The sequence below is a fragment of the Pullulanibacillus camelliae genome, from assembly GCF_014642655.1.
GTDB lineage: Bacteria > Bacillota > Bacilli > Bacillales > Sporolactobacillaceae > Pullulanibacillus > Pullulanibacillus camelliae.
Genome location: NZ_BMIR01000003.1, coordinates 20190 through 44275 on the forward strand (window position 1 = coordinate 20190; position 24086 = coordinate 44275).

A 24086-nucleotide genomic window follows, 5' to 3' on the forward strand; every position below is an offset into this window, starting at 1 on the left:
GGGAGTGGTAAGCCTTCTCGCGCCTTCGCACTGCTAAGGTCTTACTGATCTCCCGCTTCCCGCAGGAGTCTCGCCCCTTGCGCTCCAATCCGCTTCATCAGGCAATGAAGTCTATTTCATATTGAATGATGCTCTATACTAAGGACAAGGACCGGGCATGCCTTTCACCCGGTTTTTCTAATAAGGCGTCTAAGACTCCTGATTTGCATCTCATAAGGGGAAGCGCTAAAATAAACAAAACGTAACAATTACGCTTATGGAAAGTTTCAATTACCGACTCCTATTGGGGTTACTCTATTGCTGTCTTTGAGGAAAAAGTTTTGTCATTACCTCTATTATGAAAGGACAACCTGTTATGCCTCGCTTTACTGTTGATTTAATAAGAAACCATGCAATGAAAAGACTATGGACTAGGTTAAGCCGTAAACAGATTTTATTTTACATATTAGGGCTACTTTGCTTATGCTTAGCGATTACTTTTACTAGTCATGATGCTTTTTTATATAAAAAGCCATTGGCTGAGGTTATTAAGATTAAGACGGTGAAAACAAAGCAAATTGACGCGAATCATAGTAAAGATGCACTTTTTTCCCAAAAGATTACGGCAAAAATGAAAAATGGAAAATATAAAGGGCAGCTGATCCATTTAACGAACCAGTATTCTCAATCGGGTGCTTATGATCAAAAATATGGGGAAGGTAACACTTTATTTGTCTCTATAGAGTCACACGGGCACCATAAATTAGGGGGAACGATTACGGGAGCAAAACGAGACAAGCCAATTGTCATTATTGTGGGGCTGTTTTTATTTGTTTTGCTTGCTATTGGAAAAAGACAAGGCCTTTATTCTATCATCAGCTTATTTATTAATATTGTACTGTTATTGGTTGCCTTAAATCTCTTTTTAGACTTTCAGCAATCAAGCTTGTTATTGGTTGGCATGGGCGCTGTCGTTCTTTTTACTGTTATATCCTTATTGTTGGTCAGCGGCCGTCAGGAAAAAACCTATGTGGCTATCATTGCCACTTTAATCAGTACGTTTGTTGCCCTGTTGATTGCTTATGCAGCCTTAAAGTTGACCGATTCTAATGGTCTTCATTTTGAGTCCATGCAGTTTGTGTTAATTCCGCCTCAGGAAGTATTTATGGCGCAAATCTTAATCGGTTCTTTAGGAGCAGTAATGGATTTAGCAATTACGCTCACTTCTTCTGTCTATGAATTGTATGAAAAAAGCGAGACCCTCTCGCGTAAAGCCCTCATGCGCTCAGGGCGAGAAATTGGAGGGGATGTGATGGGAGCTATGACAAATATTTTATTTTTTGCCTATATAAGTGGCACAATTCCCATCATTCTCCTGTATTTAAAAAATGGGTACCCACTTATCGATACCTTTTCTTTAAATCTATCATTAGAATTAGTGCGTGCTTTGGCGGGTAGTATTGGGATCGTTTTAACCATTCCCATCACGCTCTATCTTTCAATGCTATTTATTTTTAGGAAGGAGAAGAGAACGTGAATATCATTATGCTACTGGCAGCTATTTTATTTGTTCTTATGAGTAGTATTGGTGGAAAAAAAGGGATCACCTCATTTTTGGCGTTGTTTTTAAATTTTGGTGTGATCTTTTTTAACATCATTCTTATGAAGGATTTGAAAAGCATTATTACGATTACGTTAATTGCGTGTCTGTTGATTAGCTTGATTAATCTGTTTTATATCAATAGATTAAATCATAAGACGCTGTCCACCTTTATTTCCGTTGTCATTACGCTGGCCATTTTGATTTCTTTTATCTTTATTATCGAACACCAAGCGATGATTCAAGGTTTCGGTGAGGAAGAGGAGGACGAAATCAGTGGGTTTTCGCTTTATGTTGGAATAGATTTTGGCAAAGTGGCTATATGCACAATCATTATGGGGACCATAGGGGCCATTATTGATATTTCATTATCCATTGCCTCATCAATGAATGAATTGTTTGTCCACAGTCCCTTAATGAGTAAAAAAAGCCTTTTCCAATCTGGAGTGAAAATAGGCAAAGATATATTAGGAACGACCACTAATACTTTGTATTTTGCTTTCATTGGTGGTTATTTGACATTGATTATATGGTTTAAAAAGTTATCCTATTCTTTTGGGGATATTATTAACTCCAAAGTTTTCAGTTCTGAAGTGATTTCGATTTTAAGTGGGGGGATTGGTGTGGCGATCATCATTCCGATTACAGCATGGATTACGACTTTTATTTTGTTTAGAAATAAAAGTGAAAGTCATTCTGATCTGCAGTCTTGAATGTTGAGTATAGGGAAAATAAGGATGAATTGAAGTGGACTAATGTGCTATCCTATATATAACCTTTCAAAGAGTGATTAAATGGTTATAACGTCAAAATGTAGGAGTCTTATGATGACGAAGCAAACGACATTCCCTCTAATATCTGGTCATCCTTCCCTTGACTTAGTTAATACAGAAATAGTCAGAAGAGGCAAGCGTCATGATTTATTGGTATCAGAAAAAGAGATGCAAGCATGGCTTGAAGACATGCGCAACAATAGCCCGTATTGGTATTGGAATGACACGCTTTCTAAAGAAATAGAGATGAGGGGCGTCAAAATATTAGACACACTGCTGGCGATGCGCGTGATCCTAAGAAAGAACTTCGAAGACATCGCCGAACAGCGGGTAATAACAAAGGACTTTATTTCCTTTCTAGAAGCTGTGATTGAAAAGGCCCCCCTCACTTATAAAGTTATAGATAACAAGCTGCTCCCCATCCCGGTGGGGGAGATTGAGGACGGGTTAGCGTCGTTAGTTGCTTTGGATGTATTAACGCTAATGGAGGACAGCAAATTACGGGCTTTAAAAAGATGTGCCAATCCTGATTGTGTCTTGCTGTTTATTGACGAAACAGGAAGACGTAAATGGTGTTCAATGAAAATTTGTGGCAATAGAAAAAAGGCTCAAGTCCACCAACAACGCAAAAGTAGGTGAAGAAAAGACTACCCTTCCCATGGGAAGGGTAGTCTATTTATAAAGATCAGAAAGTATAAAATTTCTGGTCATGAGGACGGTGCGGATTTCCCCTCCAGGCCGCTCGCTTTCGCGGGGAGTGGTAAGTCTCCTCGCGCCTTCGCACTGCTAAGGTCTTACCGATCTCCCACTTCCGCAGGGGTCTAGTCTTCGCATCATGAGTCAGTGGCGCCCGAGAAACACACGATTTTAGAGTGTTCCGAATCTCGCGCCTTGTGCTCCCATCCACTTGACCAGGCAATGAAGCCTATTTCATATACTAAGGACAAGGACCGGGCATGCTTTTCACCCGGTTTTCTTACGGCTATAACTAACCGTTTAAAAAACAATTGACAGGTTAGTTTGGGGCGTGTAAAGTGTAAGCATGAGTTGAGGAGGGGGATACACTCATGGAGAAAACAGTAACGATAGAAAAAGAAGAGGCTTCTGTTTCTTTTCTAGCTAAAATGGCTGGAAAGGGAAGAAGCCCGCTGCAAGTGAATGTAAAGGATGCACTAACAGGACTCGTTGGAGGGTTTTGTTCAATTTTTGCATTGTTTCTTTTGACAACTGCAACGTCGACATTATGGATCATGGCGCCATTTGGTGCGAGCTGTGTTCTGGCATTTGGCTTGTGGAACGCTCCTTTATCACAGCCTCGTAATATCATAGGGGGACACCTTGTATCTACATTCATCGGATTGCTTGGATATCACCTTTTTGGCCATGCACCATGGGTGATGGGATTAGGTGTTGGTTTGGCGATAGCTGTTATGATGGTCACAAAAACGACGCATCCACCAGCAGGGGCTGATCCATTAGTTGTTATCATGGCTGGATCGAGTTGGAGTTATTTAGTGACACCAGTCCTTGTTGGTGCAATAATCATTGTACTTTTTGCACTGATTATTAATAATGTTCGTAGGGAGCGTCAGTATCCAACCTTCTGGTTATAAGGAGCAGCTTCTAGAAATGATCCCTCTTTAAATGTGCGCCTTTCGAAGGGGTAGGATTGAGCTATTTTATTTTAAAAAAATGTCAATGGTGCTATTATGATGATGGTAACGATTTCTATCGGTTTACTTAAAAGACTAGAAAAATAGAAGGGGTCTGATGAAAGATGGAAATGAAAGCTGCATCATTATATGAACCAAAAGGAGACTTCGTTTTCGAAAATGTTGAGATTCGTGAACCCAAGTCTAATGAAGTCCTTATAAAAATAGTTGCTTCAGGAGTTTGCCATACAGATGCTGTTGCTCGTGAACAATTCGTACCTGTTCCACTTCCTGTTGTCCTTGGACATGAAGGGTCAGGGATTGTTGAGAAAGTGGGGGCAGATGTCACGACGGTGAAACCCGGGGATCATGTTGTCCTTTCTTTTTCATCTTGTGGACATTGTGAAAACTGCCTAACAGGACATCCAAGTGCTTGTGAACAATTAAATGATTTGAACTTCGGTGGCGTGATGAACGACGGCACTAAACGCATTCATAAGCATGGAGAAGAATTCTCAACATTTTTTGGTCAATCTTCATTTGCTACTTATGCAGTATCCAATGAAAGAAATGTTGTAAAAATCGATGAGGATGTTGACCTTCGGCTATTAGGACCATTGGGCTGTGGTATCCAAACGGGTAGCGGAACGGTTTTGAATAAATTGAAGCCTGAATTTGGCTCAACCATTGCGATTTACGGTGCAGGCGCAGTGGGTTTAAGTGCTATCATGGCAGCTAAGATCGTTGGCTGTTCTAAAATCATCGCTGTCGATGTGCATGACAGCCGTTTGGAGCTTGCCAAAGAGTTGGGAGCGACCCACGTGATTAATGGTGCAAAAGTAGATACAGTTGAAGAGGTTCGACGGATTACTGGTAAAGGCACTCATTATGCTGTAGATACAGCAGGAGTTCCAGCTGTAACCCGTCAGGCTTTAAATGGTTTGAAAAGCATGGGCACTTTGGCTATTGTTGGGGCGACTGGGGATTTAACAGTCAATGTCCAAACCGAATTAATGGGAGAAGTTAAATCCATTATTGGTGTTGTTGAAGGAGATGCCATCCCACAAACCTTTATCCCTAAATTAGTTCAATATTACAAAGAGGGTCAATTCCCATTTGATAAATTGGTTAAATTCTATGACTTTGAGGAACTTGAAACAGCCTTTGAAGATTCTAAATCTGGCGCAACCATTAAACCGATTGTTGTCATGCAGGAGGCTTAAAGCTCTCGCCCTCAGCTATTACAGATAGGAAGAAGTATTAGGAAGAAGTATTTGGAGACTGGCCCACAAAAGGGCCAGTTTTTTTAAAAGATCAGAAAGTATGAAATTTCTGGTCATGAGGACGGTGCGGATTTCCGCTTAAGGCCGCTCGCTTTCCGCAGGGGAGTGGTAAGCCTCCTCGTGCCTTCGCACTGCTAAGGTCTTACCGATCTCCCATTTCCCGCAGGAGTCTAATCTCCGCATCATGAGTCAGCGGCACCCGAGGAACACACGATTTTAGAGTGTTCCGAATCTCGTGCCTTGCGCTTCCATCCACTTGACCAGGCAATGAAGCCTCTTTCATATTGGATGATGCTCTTTACCCAGACAATGACCGGGCGCCTGCCGATTTTTCTAATGGTACAAGGGGCTAGCGCTTTGACTTGAAAATGGCAATACTATCACCTGTTGTCATTTCTTAATCGATATCGGGGCCACTTAATCCAGAACTTTTGCGAAGCGCTTTGATGTCCTTGAGTGGTGGTAGGCCGAAATGACGGTGGTATTCACGGTTGAACTGTGAGGGGCTTTCATAACCCACGGCGTGGGCTGCAGTCCCTGCGTCAACATATTCACCAAGCATGAGGCGTCGCGCTTCTTGAAGTCGAAGCTTTTTTTGATATTGTATGGGTCCCATGGTGGTTAATGCTTTAAATTTATGATGGAGCCCGGATACACTCATGTTACATAGCTTTGCAAGCTCTTCAACTGTAAAGGATTGTGCTAGGTTATCCTTTATCCATGCAATCGCCTTACCGATGCCATCTGCTTGTGGATCAAAAAAGGCATGCTGTAAGAAGCACTGTCCGTATTCTCCAGTTAATAAAACATACAGCATTTCTCGTTTAATGAGATTGGATAGAAAGGGGACTTGCTCGGGTTTATTAAGGAGTTTCATGAGCCGAATAAAGTGATCCAATAAGTCGGCATTCGCGCTTCCTATAAAGGCTGCCCTAGTCTGTTTTGTATCTTTAGATGGTGCACTAAGCTGCGCCTCTATCATTACAGAGGCGATTTCTTGTATTGGGCAATCGATGCGCAAACCAATATAGGGGGAGTCGGGTGTTGCACGAGTGACCTGCCCTGTTGCTGGCAGGTCGATGATTGATGCAAGGTAATTGCCTGTATGATAATGCAGGATATCCTGACCTATAAGAAGCTTTTTAGAGCCTTGCAGAATTAGGCAAAATGAAGGTGTGGTAACACCTGGAGCCAGAGGGCCAGGATTGCTGTGTTTAAAAATAGAAAGAAAAGGAATGCTGGTTTGAGTTTGACCTTCCTTATCTGTAAATTGGTTAACTAATGTAATAAGTTGATCCAATAATTTCTGATGAAGAGAATCATTTGGATCCACAGATGTTCTGTAGTGTTCTGATTGTCTTTTGTTGAACATAAGCTTCTCATCTACCCCTTATTAAGTTGCAGAAAAATAGGTGTGCCTTTTCTTTTGTGCTTATACATGATTATAACGCATAGTGTGATCGCATCCAATTCATTCTTGCATTTTTAGGCAATGATTATGCAGGGATGTGTCTAGTGGTTTTCCTAATTTTGATAGAAAATGGAACGACGGATACTTTAGAAGTCCTACTATCCGATTTATTTTCTATGGAGGAATGCTTATGTTGACTAAACAAAGGCCTATTGGCTCGGGATTTGGAGCTGCTACGATAACGGATGAAGTGATGGCCGGAATGGACCTCAGGGGAAAAAACGCTATAGTGACAGGCGGCTATTCTGGCCTGGGCTTGGAAACAGTACAAACATTGCAGGCAGCAGGGGCTAAGGTTATTGTTCCCACTCGGGATTATGACAAGGCTTCTGATGCGCTTAAAGGTCTTAATAATGTCGAAATTGCACGGATGGATTTGCTGGACCCAGCTTCTATTAATGCCTTTGCGGAGACATTTCTTTCATCTGGAAGGGCGTTACACATTTTAGTAAACAGTGCAGGTATCATGGCTCTGCCCAAATTGACACTTGATTCACGGGGGTTTGAATATCATTTTGCAACAAATCATCTTGGACATTTTCAGCTTACCCTGCGGCTTCTTCCTGCATTGCGTCTTGCCAAGGGTGCGCGTGTTGTTTCTGTATCGTCCCGAGCCCATCAATTATCGCCTGTCGTGTTTGATGATCTTCACTTTACGCATCGCAATTACCGACCCATGCTAGGATATGCTCAGTCGAAGACCGCCAACATTTTGTTTGCAGTGGGGTTGGATGCAAGGGAGAAGGGGAACGGGATTCGTGCCTACTCGCTTCATCCGGGGAGTATTATTACCAATTTAGGGCGAAATTTTTCATTGGAAGAGATGCAGAGATTTGGAGTGCTGGACGCACATGGCAACCCAGTTCTCGATCCAGAAAGACAGCTCAAAACAGTAAAGCAAGGGGCTGCGACACAGGTTTGGTGTGCAACGCATCCTCAGCTCAATGAAATGGGTGGGGTTTATTGTGAGAATGTTGACGTAGCGCCTTTGATTGAGTGTGATACTAATACGACTATGTCGGATGTTGGTGCTGATCGTCTATTAGGTGTTATGCCATATGCTATAGATGCCCAAGCTGCTGATCGCTTGTGGGACATGAGTAAGCGGCTGATTGGAAACGTATGATGTAATAAATAATAGGTGGTTAAGAGATACTCTCTCTTATTATCTAGATTTATAGTTTAAGAGAGCACTAATCTCGTTAAAGTGATTAAGGAAAAAGTAAAGCACATTTTTCGGGGACCCCTGAGTGTATACCTGAGCCGTGATTGTGGAAAGCGAAGTGTTTTGCCTGAGCGCTTCATGCTACTCAAAAAGTCGAACGCATCCATCGAAATTGTGAATGCGTTCGGCTTCCCTATGGGCTGAATGTCTTCTGTTCCAGCCCTATTGCCTTGTGCGATATCACGCGGTTTTTTTATTGGGGGCTGTTTTCAAACGGCGATCAAATAAAGTGATTGCGATGAGAAGGATACCAATCACGCTGCTGAACATGGCTATATGGTGCATACCGGCCGTTGTTGCTCCAGATTTTAAGAATAGGCCGTTCGCAGCTGAAGCAAGGATGGCGCCTAAGTACATAAAGGTTCTCAATAAACCAGCTGAAGCGCCTATTTGTTTAGGATCTGCTTGAAAGAAAACAGCATTTTGATTGGCCAAATTTAGTAATCCCTGTGGGATACCGAGCAGTAGGATAAGAATAATGAGAAAGAGAATGCTACTTGTATGATTCGTTAATAAAATGAGTGACATGGCGATAAATTGGACAATACTCCCGACAATTAATTTCAGACGAATGGCAGGGCTTTTTCCAGTGGTCCGAGAGACGATGATGGCTGTTAAGAACATGGGCAATAGCAATAACCCAGCATGAGAAGGCGATAAGCCTCTTCCTTTTTCTAACCATTGCGGAAAGCCATAAAGGAAGCAATAGGCAACAATAGCCGCGAGCAAGCTACGCGCAAAAGTCAATAACAAAGGGGTATTGCCACCTAATACACGGATGTCTATAAAGGGATTGCTGATTTTTAATTCAAATACAGCAAAGATGATGGCAATGATAATGGCAATGCCTAATAAATAAAGGGTAGACACGCTTGGATTCATTAAGAAAAGCAAGGCAGAGATAAGTGTGATGCCGAATAAGAGCATGCCAATAAGATCAATGGAAATCAGTTTCTTTTCTTCATGAGCAAACCGTGATTGTCGAGGTAAACGGAAAATCCCTAAGAGAATGCAAGCGATGGATAAAGGAATATTAATAATGAAGGTGCTTTGCCAGCCACCTATATCGATAAGCAGCCCTCCAAGTGTTGGCCCGATGACTGCAATGGTCTGGTTAGCGATAGCGAGAATAGTAAGAATGCTTGTCGGACTTTCCTCACCCGTTCGTTCAGCCTCGCGACGAATGATATACATGGAGGCTGGGTAACCTGCACAAGTACCTAATCCCAGCAACACTCTTGCTGCAACTAGCCACCAAAGGTTTGGTGCAAAAATCGCCACGACGCCAGAAATCCCAACTAATGATGTCGCGATCATAAATAAGAGCTTTGGGCCAAAAAGATCGATAAGCTTTCCGACGACGGGCTGTCCAAGCGCTGTAGCAAGATATAAAGCAGAAACAAGCCAGGCGGTTTGAGAGGGCGGTGCACCAAACGCTTGACCAATAGGAAGTAGTGCAACTGAAATAATTGAAGAGTTGATCGGATTGAGAATCGATCCTAACACCATGGGGGCAATAAGTTTACGATCAAACGCATTGTCTGCTGCCCCTCCTACTTTTTTACTTCTCAACACAATATATGCCTTCCTTCTAAAACCTTGTAGGGTATAAGAAAATCTAGAGCGGAATCTTCATTGTTTATAATGAGATAGAGCCTGTTCCAGCTGTTTTGAAACAGGCCCTAACGTTTTAATTTAAACTGTCAATCCAGGCGTCAACGGTTAAAACATCGGCTTGGCGTGGAAATACTTTTTCCATAAGAACGCGATGTACCTCAGGATCTCGATCAAAACAAGCATCGCTTAGAACATGAATACCAAAATCTTTGTCAGCAGCCTCGCGTAGAGTCGATAGCACCACTCCGCTTGTAGCAATGCCGCTGAGAACAATATTATCAATTTGTTGGGCGCGTAAGATCACTTCAAGATTGCTGCCGGCAAAGGCACTCACACGATATTTTGTGACGACAGGTTCATTGCCCTCAGGTTTAACAAGCTCATGGATTTGTGTGGACACGTCATTAACCGTCATGGCAACCTGATCTGTAATAGCTGAAAAAGCTTTGTTTTTGGCACTAATCTCAGGATAACCCGGACTAAACCCTACTCTGACAAAAATAACAGGGATATCGTGCTCACGGGCTGTTTTGATTGCCTTTTGATAAGGCACAATGGCTTCTTCTAGATGATCTCCTAGATGAGAAGCAATGCCATTTTGTAAGTCCATAACCAATAATGCTGTGTTTCCAGATGGTTTTTGCATGTGTTGTAAACTCCTTTTTTATAAGTTAATATTAAGTGGAGAACTCTCTCACTTATAATAAATGGAGATATCTCCGTTTGTCAAGAGTTTGACTACAGGATGAAAGAGAGTGTTGACTAATGAAGGATGAGAAAATCACCCGTGTTCGTACAGAACGACGCGATGCTGCTGAAAATAGACAGCGTATACTAGATACGGCTTCAAGACTATTCGATCAATATGGGGTTGAACATGTGAGCATGAATCAAATTGCTACAGAAGCTGAGATCGGTCCAGGGACACTCTATCGCCGTTATGGGAATAAAGGAGAATTGTGTCTGGATCTCATTAAAGATAATCTTGTGTTATGCTTTGAGAATATTGAAGCATACTTAGAGGAAAATCAGACGGCTCCGCCAAGTGAACGACTAAAGGGGATTCTTAGCATATTTATTCGCTTTAGGGAAAGTAAGGCGCAACTGCTTAAAGGGGTTGAGGATGCCTCGCTGGCCAGTCGAAATAAATCGAGAACACGGAGTCCTTTGTATGAAGAATTGCATCAGCGCTTTGTGGGATTATTTAAAGAGATGGATGCCGGAGGAGAAGGGCAGCCCAATATTATTTTTAGAGCGGATATGTTACTTGAAGCTTTAAAAAGCGATGCCTATTTATTTCAAAGAGAAATACGCGGCTATTCTCCCAAGGAAATTTTGGATCAGCTTTATCTTATGTTTATTTCATAAAAGCTTTGGAGTGATAAGGGGGCATTGGCATCAAAGCTTTTTTAAAATGACAAATCTCCTTAAACCAAGAGGGATACACAGTAGTATCACTTTTTTGTTTTTTTGAAGGATCAGAAAGTATAAAATTTCTGGTCATGAGGACGGTGCGGATTTCCGCTCCAGGCCGCTCGCTTTCCGCGGGGGAGTGATAAGCCTCCTCGCGCTGCTAAGGTCTTACCGATCTCCCACTTCCCGCTGGAGTCTAGTCTCCGCATCATGAGTCAGCGGCGCCCGAGGAACACACGATATTAGAGTGTTCCGAATTTCTCGCGCCTTCCACTCCATCCCATCCACTTGATCAGGCAATGAAGCCTCTTTCATATATCATAATGCTCTGTACCAAGCCAAGGACCGGACATGCTTTTCGCCCGGTTTTTCTTATACTATCAGAAAGACTAGCCCCCTCGTTAAGCTATCTAATAACATGCTTCTTGACATGTGAATAAGTCCTATGTAAATCTTTATTCAACATTATAACTAGAGCGATTCTCTTATCCTGCATCAGGGTTACAAAAGGGCTAAAACCTTCGCATCTTGTTTGAATCTAGCAATTTTTCTATGATGGAGAGGTCTTTTGCGGTTGACAAACTTTTGATAGAAGGTGTGTATGTTGGCGAACTATCTGTATATTAACCTTCCAGCTGAAGGTCATGTGAATCCTACTCTAGGTATAGTTAAAGAATTGACGGCGCGTGGGGAGAAGGTTATCTATTATTGCAGTGAGCCTTTTAAAGCGCGTATTGAGCATGCCGGTGCTGAATTTAGACGACTGGATTATGGACTAGATTTATCACCAAAAGAGAAGCCTCCTTATGCGATACTTCGAATGCTGGAGCGGATTGAGGACGTGGTTGATTCGATTTACAATGACATACAGCAGGATAACATTGACTACGTTATCTATGATGCGAATGCTCTTCCAGGAAAGATTATTGGTCACTTGCTTAAGAAGCCCACCATCTCTACATGGTCCATATTTGCGATAAATGAAAAGATGGCGGATCGATTGAACGCATTAAGAGAAAAATCGAAGCTGAACGGTCTTATTGATATGGATAAGTTAAAAAAGACGCTAGAACGATTACGAGACACCTATGACATGGCATTACCTGATTTTCCAAAGGCTATGCTTTGTGACGGGGACTTGAACATTGTCTTTACGTCCTCATTTTTTCAAATGGAAAGTGCCACTTTTCCAAGGAATCGGTACGTTTTCATTGGTCCATCAATCACGTCGCGTACAGAGCAGGATCAGGCATTCAGCGTCACTTTTAAGCCTAACCAACCTCTCATCTATGCCTCCATGGGTACAGTGTTAAATGATCAGCCGCACTTTTATCAAACAGTGATACAAACCTTTAAAAACTTACCGTTTAATATTATTCTGAGTGTAGGAAAAAACACAGCTATTGAGTCTTTAGGACCGATCCCTGATCATATCGTTGTCCAACAGTATGTACCACAATTAAAGGTGTTGGAACAAGCAGATGTCTTTGTTACACATTGTGGCATGAATAGTACAAATGAGGCACTTTATTTTAATGTCCCGTTAGTGATGCTTCCTGCAGGAAGCGATCAACCTATAGTGGCAGATCGTGTGGAAGAGCTTGGTGCAGGTGTTCAGCTTGATCTACAAACGCTCACAGGTGAGGCGCTGAAAAATGCAGTGATTACGGTGTTGAATGACCCTAAGTACAGGCAAAGCGCCAAGCAAATCAGTGCGTCCTTCCGAGAAGCTGGTGGATACAAGAAGGGTGTTGATGCCATTTTACGTTTTACGGAAAGTTATGAAGCCCATCTGAAGATATAGCTTTTTTGAATAATAAGAGAGCATAAAATTTGAGGGACTAATGGAGTGGATAGTCTAGATTTTCGCTCCAGCACACTCGCTTTCCTCGGACACGACCTCCGACACACCGAAGTTCCTTAATGGATGTGGCGATTTTAGTCGAAGTTCTTTGAAAAATGTAAGACACTTAGACAAAGTTCTTTAAAGATTCCCAAGTCTATTAGACCCAATCCCCTGTTCCTGCGTCGAGTAGATCTGTTTTGTCGTCAGCTTCCTCGGAACAACGCGTTATTTATTCGTGAAGTAACCCTCGCCCCGTTCCCGAAGATGTCTCACGTCTTCCGCTCTCATCCACTTTGTATTGACGGTGCATTGTGGTAAGAAACATTTTAATGCTTGACTGAACGAGGATCAGATGACTTTTGCCCGGTTCTTAGATTTAAGGTTTTTTAAATGAGCAAGTCCCTTTAGGGCGACTGAGGGGCTTGCTTTTTTAAATCAAGAGGCAGTGTTATCGACTATAATATTCCGCTATACCTCATTTAGGAGCATTTGATTTTATAAAAACACTTGCATAATGATTTGTGTTTGGTTATTATATAATTGATCAATCACTAACTAAATTTATTAAGGGGCTTTCTGAAATGGCAAGAGCGAAGAAGGAAGAGCGAATAGAGGAAATTCTCGAGGCGGGCTTAGAGGTGTTTGCTGAGAGAGGATATTATAATACGACCACAGCGGATATTGCAGAGAAGGCAGGGATCTCTCAACCTTATGTTTTTCGTTTTTTTAAAACAAAGGAGGACCTGTTTATTGCAGCGTTAGACCGGGCATTTGCAAGAATCCTACAGGCCTTTAAAGAGGTGAAGGAGGGTTCCCCGCAACTCGTTGCCAAAATGATTGAAACTTATGAACAATTAAGTATCTCTCATCCTAATGAAATAAAGCTACAGGTTATTGGCCTATCTGTGCCAGAGCAAGCCATTAGACAATCCTCGAAACAGGGCCTGTTACAGATAAGAAGCTATGTGCTTGAAAGGTGTCAAACTGCGGGACTGACACATGCTGAAAGGGAGGTTACGACCTTTCTCGCTCGAGGCATGTTGTGTAATATCGCATTCTTTATGGACTGTCCAGAGCTGATTGCTGGTCAAAAGGGTAATTGAAAGGAATTTTAGGGCTTAGCTACAAGCTAAGTTTTCTATAACAAAATAAGTTATTGATCAATCACTAATTAAAGGAGAGATGAATGATGAAAACAGCTATTGTTTTAGGGGCAACGGGTGGAACGGGTCGAGCCATTGTATCAGAATTATTGGACAGGGGTGTTAATGTGATGGCCTTCGGGAGATCAGAAGCTAAATTAAAAGGATTGCTGGCAGAACATCACTTTAATCAGCGGTTATCCTACCGACTAGGGGATATCTTTGATGCGCAGTCCATTATTGATGCAGCAAAACCTGCGGAGGTCATCTTTCAGTGTGCCAATGTGAGTTATACTGAGATGGCCGACCGCCTCCTTCCGTTGGGAAAAAGCATAATGAAGGCGGCTGATTATTTAGGGAAGAAGATTGTGATTGTTGATGGCATCTATGTTTATGGCCATCAAGTGGGCAAAGGCGACGAGACACACCCAAAGCATCCTCACACTAAGAAGGGAAAGCTAAGACTTGCTTTTGAAGCCTTAATATTTAGTGATAAGTGGCAGCGTGCCCAGCCGTTAATTGTTCGTTTGCCTGATTATTATGGCGCAACCTCGCAGAACTCCTATTTGCAGCCAACATTAGAAGGGATAGCTGCAAATAGACCCACTATTTTTATTGGTAATTTGAAAACGCCAAGAGAATATGTTTATTTACCTGATGCAGCCAAAATGATTGTGAACATAGCAGAAAAAGAGGATGCCTACCGAGAAAATTGGAATATTCCTGGAGCAGGAGTGATTTCAGGAAAAGAAATCATTCAATTGGCTCGTGAGATAACAGGGAACCGTAAGATGGTGATACCTTTAAATAAAACAGCGATACACTTGATCGGCTGGTTTGATGCCTTTATGAGAGAAGTTGTTGAGATTATGTATCTGACGAAAGAAGGCTTCATATTAAATGGTGATAAATATGAGAAACGGATTGGTCCAATTCCCAAGACACCTTTTAAGGAAGGGCTTGAAGCAACACTGAGAATCTTGATGCAAAAAGGGTGACTTAGGGTAGAATTGAGAGAATGAAGACGGTGGAAGAGAAGTGGATGGGTTCTGTCGTGAATGACTGGATTGCTAGACATGATTCAAATAGAATGATTTTATAGATGAAAAGAGGTGAAGGCGATTGGTAGATGTAATCATTAAGAAAACAGCAGATTTGACTCCGACGGAATTGGTTATGATCTTCCAACATCGTGTGTCTGTATTTGTCGTTGAACAGCACTGTCCATATCAGGAAGTGGATCAAGATGATTTTCAAGCGATTCATGTGTTTTTGCTCAATAATAATAAAGAACTCAATGGTTATACAAGAATTATTGAACGAAAAGAACAGATTGAATTTGGACGTGTTTTGGTCCCTAAATCCTTTCGAAAGGAAAATTTCGGGAAGTTGATCGTGCAAGAAACAATCGCTGAGATCAAAAGGAGATTTCCGAAGAAGCCAATTAAGATTTCCGCACAAGCCTATTTAATTCGATTTTACAGTGCATTTGGATTCAAAAAGATTTCAGAGGTGTATTTGGAAGATGGGATACCGCATATAGACATGATATTGAGTGGTGCTACGCAGGACTCAAAGGAAGAATCCTTGTAAAACAACCATTGATTAACTGAGCATTGCATAACACTCTTTGCCTGTAATATATCGTTGAACCGCTGGTAACCTTTCATCAACTGTAAATTTATCATAGAAAAATTCACCTTCAATTGTTAGATGGTTTTAGCGACAACTGCATAAAATAACACTATTACTCACATCAATGGAGGTTCATTCGTTAACTTTTCAATAAAGGATACATTTAGATCATGGGGGATTATTTTTATCGGTCGACTCACTCGTAGGTTTAGGTAGGGTTATGTTGCTCAGTTTGTTCTTTATCGAATGATCATTGTATTTTAAGCTCCTTTTTAGGAGCAATTGATGGCTATCTTTAGATTTACGTGAAATAAATGTAAATGGATATGAAGCAATTAATCTGGTTAAAACAACGTCGTAAGGGGTTGATGCACTGCTTACGGCGTTTTTTGTTATTTATAAATGCTATGTTGTTATCAAAAAAATCACAAAGTGACTTAAGAGTTCCCTTAAAATTGCTCACAAAAGCGAATATATTAAATGGATGAATTCCGTGAGAGCTTTTTTGATTTACTACCTTTGCATATCATTTGTTTTTAATTACGGATAATCGATGTATGAATTGCTTCTTGGTTGAGAAATGCGACTTTAATGAGGCAACGAATCATCACAGCTCCGACCATATCTATAAAAAAAGCATCACATCAAGCACTGTGCCTCTTGAAGATAAGCTTGCACAGATCGAGCTTCAGCCCATTCAATCGATTAGTGGCTGTACCTTAAAAGAAATGGTACAAAGATGGGAGAGGTATTATCCTCTGGTAGAGGCCCAAGAGCATGCTAAAAGGGCTAGCTTAAAGGAGCAATTGTTAGAGAAAGACAAGGTTATTCAGAAGCAACACAAACAGTTGAACAGGAAGAGCGTTTGCCTGACTCTAAAACTGGCTAATAAGTTAAAGAGGAATTAAACGTTTAGATATATGATTTTAATCGAGTAAAGGAACCAGTAGAAATCAATACAATTGCAATAATGTAACATTTAAACCTTTGAACAGTTTTGCGGCTATAAGGGATTGTATTTAAAAGCTGTTTCATTGGGAGTTTCTTTTTAAGTTTTAAATAGTGTACTAAATCGGCATTTTCTGCAATGGTGTTTGCGATGTTTTTGATACGTCTTCTAGAATCAATTTTCTTAGGGCATTGCTTTTGAACGCACTTGAGGGAAATGCCATATTCAGTAAGTAGTTTTTTTAATTCATTAATTTCACATAGAATGTCTTCACTCTGACAATTCAACTCATATTGTCTAACCGCCTTTTGCAATTGTGGAAGACTTTCCTCCAAATTATCTTGGTTGTCAATGTTTTCTTCCATAAAAATAATTTGTCTATGCCGCGATTCTTTTCGGATAAAATCAATAACTTTTCTTCGAATGACGATATGAGCAAATGTAACAAAGCGGATATTCTTCATGCTTTTGTATTGGTTTATTGCATCATTAAATGCTGATAAACCAATACTAAATTCATCCATTGTTTCATCAATATAATAATTACAAACATTAGAAACAATTTTTTTTACTAATGGTTGATAATCTTTCAATAATTGATAGCGTATTTGTTCATCACCTTGTTGAATAGAAACAATTTTATTCTCGATAGGTTCTGAAACGCCTCTTTCAGAAGCTAAGGTCCTCATGGCTTATTATTACCTCCTTATGAATGGATTAAATAGTGGGTCATACAGTTAAAAAAGTGCAAAATAAAGAAGCAGAGTAGGATGGGTTTGTTAATAGGATAGAAATAATCTTGAGTTAATAAGCACATCCAGATGGAAAATAGACTTACTCAATATGCTTCTATATGTTATTCTAAATAGAGAAATACTTAGTCTAAATCTGTTACACAATTTTTAAAAGACGTTGTTTGATTGATCATATATTTTTTGCCTAAAGCCGTTTGGAGACAATCATCACATATATATTTGTCATATATCATGACCATATCGGTATATGATTTTAAACAAAATGTGCACACTCTATGGTCACCACGTAAAAAAAAACTAGTTGAATCAACATATAATAATTCGATAATATTATCCTTTTCCCAGGATAACTTTTGGCGGTATCTGGTTGGGATGGTTAGCCGTCCTTGCCAATTAATGGTCCTTATAATGCCCTTTTGAGTGTTCTTTATATTTGTCATGACATAAATGCCATGATCCTTATAAAACAACTCAATTTTTTTAGGGGGTTCTAAGTGATAAAGATCTCTAATATTTTTTGGTATTAATAAGCGCCCTTCATGGTTGATTCGAGTTGTCCCAAGAAATTGCATTAATACACCACCCCTATAGTGTTTAATGAAGGTTATTTTGTTAGAATGTTCAAATAATTAAAGGCGTATAGTATTCATTTTCAACTGCCTAGGTAGTTATTGGTAAGGGATGAGTGTTTATATAAAATTTTGGAATTTAATCAAGCTTCTTAGATTAGTAATAACTTATGGTATTCATTAACTGGATTAGAATATTTTCTATGTGAATGATTTCATTAATTATTTTTTTATAATAAAGGTGAAGATTATCCTTTTTGATTATTTCTTTATTTCTATACAATAGTTGTAAAAGGTTTTTGATAAGGTATAAAGAATCTTTTATAATTTTAGCCATATATTTGGTGATTTCTTCATTATGTGATGCAAAACTTTGTTGATTTATATCTCCATAAGTAAGAGAGTCCCTGATCCCATTCATTTTATCCCCCCTAGTGTATTTAAATCATTCGAATGATTGTATCTAAAATTTTAACTCTAGAATATTTACTGAAAAAAAGCTTAGCACCACAATTTTTCATTGTCAAAAAAGGAAATTTTTAAAAAAGGTAAATATAAGACTTTCGATATAGAAAGATTTCGAAATTCAGTTCCTAAATCGTAAATAAATGACAGAATTAATTATTCATTTGGTTTAAAATGGATAAATATTAATCCAAAATGATCGTTTTGAAAAATTACTTAACCTTAAAAGAGATTACTTAAAAGTTAACCAACTTTTGGTAATCTCTTTTTTTATTATTTTTTTGATAATTTTGTTTCTTTTAGATTATATTTTGTAATAATTTTACAATTTATATGAAATAACTTTGTCACTAATTGATTTTTATGGATGCAATTTTTATAAAATCGTCATTTTTATGGGTAATAAGTACCATATAATTACTTTTTATTAATATTTTTCATAATTTGACATTTAAAACTAAAATCCTTTAAGATTCGATATAATATTTAGAATATTTTAATGGAGGAGGGTTAGAGGTCTGACTGAGTTACATAGGACTTTGATGAAATTAACTATTCTAGTTTTAAAAAGGAGGAATTGTATTGGGATCTAAAAATTTTGATTATAAGAAAAAAATGAAAAGAAATGCCAACAAAAAGAAAATTAATGCTAAAAAAATCTATAATCAAACTAGATTGATTGCTACCGCAACGACAACGATTGCGTTTACAGCAGTACCACTTTCTCATCCAGCTTTTGCTAGTTCAAACAGTTCTCTTACAAATCCAGCTATTTCTGTTGCTCAAGCACAGGGATTAGCTGATATAGCTATTCTGCAAAATACCTCTTTAGTATCTAATAATGGAAATCAAATGCAAAAAAATTCAGATGGCAATTATGACTTAGATTTAACTTATAAAGGCACAGGTGTTGCTAATTTAGGATTAGCTGATCCTAAGATTGTTGTCTTTAATTTACCACCAGAGCTGCAAGGAAAGATCATTGGGGATCCCACCGTTACCGTGAATGCTCAATTAACAGCAATTACTCCGGGTGATTTACCAGGCATTAGTCCTCTTGTTAACACTTTAGGGACTGCTATCAATACATTAACAAGCATACCTGGAATAGAAGATATTTTAGGAATTGATCTTGATCCATTAAATACAGCCTTTGATGCTATTAAAAACGCTCAAGATCTAGGTTCTTACAATGTTACTGTGCCCGGTAAAATTTCAAGTGATGGTAAAACCATTACAGTAGATTTTACTGAAGGACTTGGTGAATATACGCGCTCAGCTTTTGCTGGATTGTTTGATCCATTACAAAAGGCTATCAATGAATTGACTTATACAGGTATTGTTCCTGGGGTTAATGATGCACTTCAGGGCATCAAGTCAGCAGCAAACCCCTTGTTTGATTTAGTAAATGATATCGCGAATGGCTCCAGTGATGTACTAACACAGGCCTTGGATGCTAATTTGTTAGGGCAAACAAGCTTCAATCTTAAGGCGCAATTCTCAGATCCAGAGGCACCAGAAGCTACTGTGAGCGCTGCGGCAGTCAATGATCCTTCATTTGATGTCAATGTGATAAGTGACGAAGGTGCTCAAACGACACTTCTATTTGAAGATGACGCCGATGCCGACGCTGATGCCGACGCTGATGCTGATGCCGACGCTGATGCTGATGCTGATGCCGACGCTGATGCCGACGCTGATGCTGATGCCGACGCCGACGCTGACGCTGATGCCGACGCTGATGCCGACGCCGATGCCGATGCCGACGCTGATGCCGACGCTGATGCCGATGCTGATGCTGATGCCGACGCAGACGCTGATGCCGATGCTGATGCTGACGCTGATGCTGATGCCGATGCTGACGCCGATGCTGATGCCGATGCTGACGCTGATGCCGATGCTGATGCCGACGCTGATGCCGACGCCGACGCCGATGCTGATGCTGATGCCGATGCTGATGCCGACGCTGATGCTGACGCTGATGCTGACGCTGATGCCGACGCTGATGCTGACGCTGATGCCGATGCTGATGCTGATGCTGATGCTGACGCTGATGCTGATGCCGATGCTGATGCTGATGCTGATGCCGACGCAGACGCCGATGCCGATGCCGATGCGGATGCCGATGCCGACGCTGATGCCGATGCTGATGCTGATGCCGACGCTGATGCGGATGCTGATGCCGACGCTGATGCCGACGCTGATGCCGACGCAGACGCCGACGCTGACGCTGATGCCGATGCCGACGCTGATGCTGATGCTGATGCCGACGCAGACGCTGATGCCGATGCTGATGCCGACGCCGATGCTGATGCTGATGCTGATGCCGACGCTGATGCCGATGCTGACGCTGATGCCGATGCCGACGCTGATGCTGATGCTGATGCCGACGCAGACGCTGATGCCGATGCTGACGCCGATGCTGACGCTGATGCCGATGCTGATGCCGATGCCGACGCTGATGCTGATGCCGACGCTGATGCCGATGCTGACGCTGATGCCGATGCCGACGCTGATGCCGATGCTGACGCTGATGCTGATGCCGATGCTGATGCTGACGCCGATGCTGATGCTGATGCTGACGCCGATGCTGACGCTGATGCTGATGCTGACGCCGATGCCGATGCCGATAGTAATCATACAACAATACCTGTGGATATGGGGTATGGTTCGGGAAGTAATATTGGAGGCAATAGCCTTGTTCAAGGTGCAGGAGCTTCAATTGGAGAAGACAATACCTCTAGTATTTCGAATAACCAAGATTCAGGGGATACGTTACCTCAGACCTCAACTAATACATGGAACATAGGTGTTGCTGGAATTGGTGCGCTCATTATGGGGATTGTAGGAAAACTTCTTCGTAGAAAAACGCAAAAGAACTAATGCTTCCCATGATAAGCTCGTAAAAATCACATACCCACTCTATTATGAGTGGGTTTAACCTTTCTTTTTATGGAGTGTTAAATATGCCACAAGTCATAACATTGAAGCAGAAACTTAAAGAAGTCAAAATGAAATTAGCATTCTTAAAAAAACAGTTTCTTGTTTCTGACTATGAAACAACAATTAAGAAAAAAAGCATCGTTTTCATATCTGTAGGATGGAGGAATTCTCGAGCACGGGTTTTCGTCGGGACAGGTAATCATTTTGAATCGAGTTGGAAAAGCTCCGTCAATCAAGCTATGAAATATATCAAAAAACAAAGTAATTCTCCCGACTGGATCAAGGCTGATTTGGTTATTGATATGAAACAGCTATCTATTCCTGATTTTATTAATGAAATTACCATGACAAAAAAGAACTACTTTAGATATGGGATTTCATTTGATGATGGCTTTAATTTAGCCTTTTTAGAGCAGGAAGTGAATGCAAATGCATTTATTAAATATGACCAGACCTATCAAAGAGCTTATTTAGATGAAAGAAACATTAATAATTATGTCATGAAATATCGCAATTTAAGATTTCCAGTAAATTTTAATGAAATTAAAGACGTCATTCTATTTCGTACAAAAGGTTATTTTTATGATCAAGAGTATTTTGAACTAAATTCAACGCTTTTAGATAATGGAAGACGAAAAGTGCATCATTTAAAACCTGAAAGTACCTTGGACATTATTGATAGAGCATCCCAATTTTTAGGCTCCATGATTAAAGAAGATGGTAAATTTATATATGGCTATTTCAGTTGTTTTGATAGAACCATAAATTGGTATAACATTTTAAGACATGCAAGTACGGTCTATTCAATGATTGAGGCATACGAGATGACGAGAAACAAACAACTCATAGAACCCATTCAGAAAGCATTGGATTATTTAATCAAGCATGCGATATATGAATTTAACCCTATTGATGAAGAATCCTATGCTTATGTTGTTGATGATCACAATGGACATGAAATTAAATTGGGAGCTAACGCTGCTGCAATTCTCTCATTTACCAAATATATAGAGGTTTTTCAAGATAAGCAATATTTATCTTTAGCTCAAGCCTTGGCTCGGGGTATTGAAAAAATGCAACAGAAAGATACAGGGGCGTTTGTGCATGTTTTAAATTATCCTGATTTAACAGTTAAGGAGACGTTTCGGATTGTCTATTATGATGGAGAAGCCTCATTCGCGTTAACGCGCTTGTATGGGATCGACAAAAATCCAAGATGGTTAACACTTGTAGAACATGCCTTTAATTATTTTATCCAAAATGACTACTGGAAAAATCATGATCATTGGTTAAGTTATTGTACCAATGAACTCACAATGTATAGGCCAGAAGATAGATATTTTGAATTTGGATTAAAGAATGTATTTCATCGCTTGGATTTCATTTTTAAACGAGAAACAACTTATCCTACTTTTTTAGAATTAACAACCTCTGCCTATCAAATGGTTAGGAGGATGGAAAATTTGGATAGATATGCACTCCTTAGAAAGTTCGATATCAATCAATTAGTAAAAACAATCCATCATCGCGCGCATTATCAATTAAATGGTTTTTTTTATCCTGAGGTTGCCATGTATTTCAAAGCGCCAAACCGTCTTATCAATGGGTTTTTTATTAGGCATCATTCCTTTCGTATTAGAATTGATGATATCGAGCATAATTTATCAGGGTATTGTCATTATTTAAAAGATGTACTTATGGAAGTGAAAACGGAAGAAGTGGCAAACTCATGAGATATATAAGTTCAATTTTAATTGCATTGGGTTTAATTTTACTTTTTATAGGTGGGTATCAATTCTTTCATACAAAACATCAAATTAGTCAGTCGTTTTCTGATGTAAAACAAAGCTTGGAGCAGCCGACCGAGGAAAATCATCTTGATAGTGGAAATTACGATGGTTCTACTTTTAATCCAAAACTTGATCACCCTGTAGGAATATTGAAAATACCTAAGCTTAAAAGGAATCTCCCTATTATAGAAGGAACAGAACAAAAGGAACTTGCAAAGGGAGTAGGGCACTATACGACCACGGGATTTCCAGGACAGGGAAAACCGATTCTATTAGCGGGACATAGAGATACTGTTTTTAGAGATTTTGGTAAATTAAAAAAGGGCGATATGTTTATATTAAACCTCCCATATGGAAAATACAAGTATCAGATGAGAAATGCAAAAATTGTTGATAGTAATAATACAAAAGTGGTAAGGGATGCCTTAAGGGGAACTAAAGAAAAATTATTAATTTCTACATGCTATCCTTTTGGATACATCGGTCATGCACCTAAGCGATATGTTATATATGCTTATGCTGTGGATAGAAAAAATAGCTGATCTTATTTATTTCAACTTATTATAAAGGAGGTGAAAATTAATAAAGCTATTGGAAAAGGAGGGGAGTCATATGGAAGTTGTCAATGGGTTATTAGGAGTGGTATTACATTTACTTCAAAATATTTTAGGTTCTATACCATTAGGATAGTAATCTGATTGGATATTTATTAAAACAGTTGTATGACTCGAATTATTAACTGGCTAATATTCCTGCTTGTCTCGACTTAAGGTGTTGAAAAAATCTATTTTATCATTGAAAAGTTCATATCTAATTGATTTTATTAACTCCTTTGGGTCATAACCCTAAAGGAGTGTTTTTTTATGGCTCTATTATATATGTTGGGGTTCGAAAACAATTAAGCATAAAAATACAGGCAAACTCCTCTATCTATTACACTTGAATTGATGAGAAACAAGAGAAAGATAGGAGTTGCGTG

21 protein-coding genes are annotated in these 24086 nt (G+C 39.9%); 15 read left to right on the forward strand and 6 right to left on the reverse strand.

Going from position 1 to position 24086, the window contains the following annotated elements; translation table 11 throughout:
* The first annotated feature begins 394 nt into the window (after window positions 1-394).
* The 5 genes from IEW82_RS04505 (at window position 395) to IEW82_RS04525 (ending at window position 5227) form a co-directional block, all read left to right on the forward strand.
* A complete protein-coding gene (locus IEW82_RS04505; RefSeq protein ID WP_188689866.1) occupies window positions 395-1516 on the forward strand; it encodes a YibE/F family protein in 1122 nt (373 codons plus the stop codon).
* Complete coding sequence (locus IEW82_RS04510) at window positions 1513-2292, forward strand: YibE/F family protein (protein ID WP_188689869.1); 780 nt, start codon at window positions 1513-1515, stop codon at window positions 2290-2292. The genes IEW82_RS04505 and IEW82_RS04510 overlap by 4 nt, the downstream gene beginning before the upstream one ends.
* Before the next feature lie 114 nt (window positions 2293-2406).
* Window positions 2407-2991: a CGNR zinc finger domain-containing protein gene (locus tag IEW82_RS04515; protein ID WP_188690461.1), complete on the forward strand. Its 585-nt coding sequence runs from the start codon at window positions 2407-2409 to the stop codon at window positions 2989-2991.
* Between the two features lie 428 nt (window positions 2992-3419).
* Window positions 3420-3965: an HPP family protein gene (locus IEW82_RS04520; RefSeq protein WP_188689871.1), complete on the forward strand. Its 546-nt coding sequence runs from the start codon at window positions 3420-3422 to the stop codon at window positions 3963-3965.
* A gap of 164 nt (window positions 3966-4129) precedes the next feature.
* Window positions 4130-5227, forward strand: coding sequence for an NAD(P)-dependent alcohol dehydrogenase (locus IEW82_RS04525; protein ID WP_188689874.1), 1098 nt, complete (start codon window positions 4130-4132; stop codon window positions 5225-5227).
* A gap of 457 nt (window positions 5228-5684) precedes the next feature.
* Here IEW82_RS04525 and IEW82_RS04530 read toward each other — a convergent pair whose 3' ends face one another.
* Window positions 5685-6659, reverse strand: a complete 975-nt coding sequence (locus tag IEW82_RS04530; protein WP_188689877.1) for an AraC family transcriptional regulator — start codon at window positions 6657-6659, stop codon at window positions 5685-5687.
* 229 nt (window positions 6660-6888) lie between these two features.
* Between IEW82_RS04530 and IEW82_RS04535 the strand changes: the two genes are divergently transcribed.
* Window positions 6889-7884, forward strand: coding sequence for an SDR family NAD(P)-dependent oxidoreductase (locus IEW82_RS04535; protein WP_188689880.1), 996 nt, complete (start codon window positions 6889-6891; stop codon window positions 7882-7884).
* Window positions 7885-8163: 279 nt separating this feature from the next.
* On the opposite strand, the gene IEW82_RS04540 is transcribed toward IEW82_RS04535, so the two are convergent.
* Together IEW82_RS04540 and IEW82_RS04545 are read right to left on the reverse strand one after the other, a co-directional pair.
* The gene (locus IEW82_RS04540) at window positions 8164-9558 is read right to left on the reverse strand and encodes an MFS transporter (RefSeq protein WP_229672317.1); all 1395 of its coding nucleotides are present in this window, start codon (window positions 9556-9558) and stop codon (window positions 8164-8166) included.
* Window positions 9559-9673: 115 nt separating this feature from the next.
* Entirely contained in the window at window positions 9674-10246 is a 573-nt protein-coding gene (locus IEW82_RS04545; protein ID WP_188689883.1) for a cysteine hydrolase family protein, read from the reverse strand.
* Between the two features lie 119 nt (window positions 10247-10365).
* On the opposite strand from IEW82_RS04545, the gene IEW82_RS04550 reads away from it, so the two are divergent.
* The 6 genes from IEW82_RS04550 (at window position 10366) to IEW82_RS04575 (ending at window position 16544) form a co-directional block, all read left to right on the forward strand.
* Window positions 10366-10968, forward strand: coding sequence for a TetR/AcrR family transcriptional regulator (locus IEW82_RS04550; RefSeq protein WP_188689885.1), 603 nt, complete (start codon window positions 10366-10368; stop codon window positions 10966-10968).
* A 646-nt stretch (window positions 10969-11614) separates the two neighbouring features.
* Window positions 11615-12817 (forward strand): macrolide family glycosyltransferase, encoded by a 1203-nt coding sequence (locus IEW82_RS04555; RefSeq protein WP_188689888.1) that lies wholly within the window; start codon window positions 11615-11617, stop codon window positions 12815-12817.
* Window positions 12818-13440: 623 nt separating this feature from the next.
* Entirely contained in the window at window positions 13441-13962 is a 522-nt protein-coding gene (locus tag IEW82_RS04560; RefSeq protein ID WP_188689892.1) for a TetR/AcrR family transcriptional regulator, read from the forward strand.
* A gap of 86 nt (window positions 13963-14048) precedes the next feature.
* A complete protein-coding gene (locus IEW82_RS04565; protein ID WP_188690464.1) occupies window positions 14049-14999 on the forward strand; it encodes an SDR family NAD(P)-dependent oxidoreductase in 951 nt (316 codons plus the stop codon).
* Between the two features lie 124 nt (window positions 15000-15123).
* A complete protein-coding gene (locus tag IEW82_RS04570) occupies window positions 15124-15594 on the forward strand; it encodes a GNAT family N-acetyltransferase (protein ID WP_229672319.1) in 471 nt (156 codons plus the stop codon).
* A 599-nt stretch (window positions 15595-16193) separates the two neighbouring features.
* Complete coding sequence (locus IEW82_RS04575) at window positions 16194-16544, forward strand: hypothetical protein (protein WP_188689895.1); 351 nt, start codon at window positions 16194-16196, stop codon at window positions 16542-16544.
* A 4-nt stretch (window positions 16545-16548) separates the two neighbouring features.
* Here the strand turns inward: IEW82_RS04575 and sigI are convergent, their stop codons facing one another.
* The 3 genes from sigI to IEW82_RS04590 all read right to left on the reverse strand — a co-directional run bounded on the left by sigI (window position 16549) and on the right by IEW82_RS04590 (window position 18330).
* A complete protein-coding gene (gene sigI / locus IEW82_RS04580; RefSeq protein WP_188689898.1) occupies window positions 16549-17274 on the reverse strand; it encodes an RNA polymerase sigma-I factor in 726 nt (241 codons plus the stop codon).
* A gap of 188 nt (window positions 17275-17462) precedes the next feature.
* Window positions 17463-17912, reverse strand: a complete 450-nt coding sequence (locus IEW82_RS04585) for an AbrB/MazE/SpoVT family DNA-binding domain-containing protein (RefSeq protein WP_188689901.1) — start codon at window positions 17910-17912, stop codon at window positions 17463-17465.
* Window positions 17913-18066: 154 nt separating this feature from the next.
* Window positions 18067-18330, reverse strand: a complete 264-nt coding sequence (locus IEW82_RS04590; protein WP_188689905.1) for a hypothetical protein — start codon at window positions 18328-18330, stop codon at window positions 18067-18069.
* A 626-nt stretch (window positions 18331-18956) separates the two neighbouring features.
* Between IEW82_RS04590 and IEW82_RS04595 the strand changes: the two genes are divergently transcribed.
* The 3 genes from IEW82_RS04595 (at window position 18957) to srtD (ending at window position 23649) form a co-directional block, all read left to right on the forward strand.
* Window positions 18957-21257 carry an adhesive domain-containing protein gene (locus IEW82_RS04595; protein ID WP_188689908.1) on the forward strand — a complete coding sequence of 767 codons (2301 nt, stop codon included), beginning with the start codon at window positions 18957-18959 and terminating at the stop codon, window positions 21255-21257.
* An 83-nt stretch (window positions 21258-21340) separates the two neighbouring features.
* Window positions 21341-23050, forward strand: a complete 1710-nt coding sequence (locus IEW82_RS04600) for a glycoside hydrolase family protein (RefSeq protein ID WP_188689912.1) — start codon at window positions 21341-21343, stop codon at window positions 23048-23050.
* A complete protein-coding gene (gene srtD, locus IEW82_RS04605; protein WP_188689915.1) occupies window positions 23047-23649 on the forward strand; it encodes a class D sortase, LPxTATN-specific in 603 nt (200 codons plus the stop codon). Before IEW82_RS04600 ends, srtD begins: the two co-directional genes overlap by 4 nt.
* Window positions 23650-24086 lie beyond the last annotated feature (437 nt).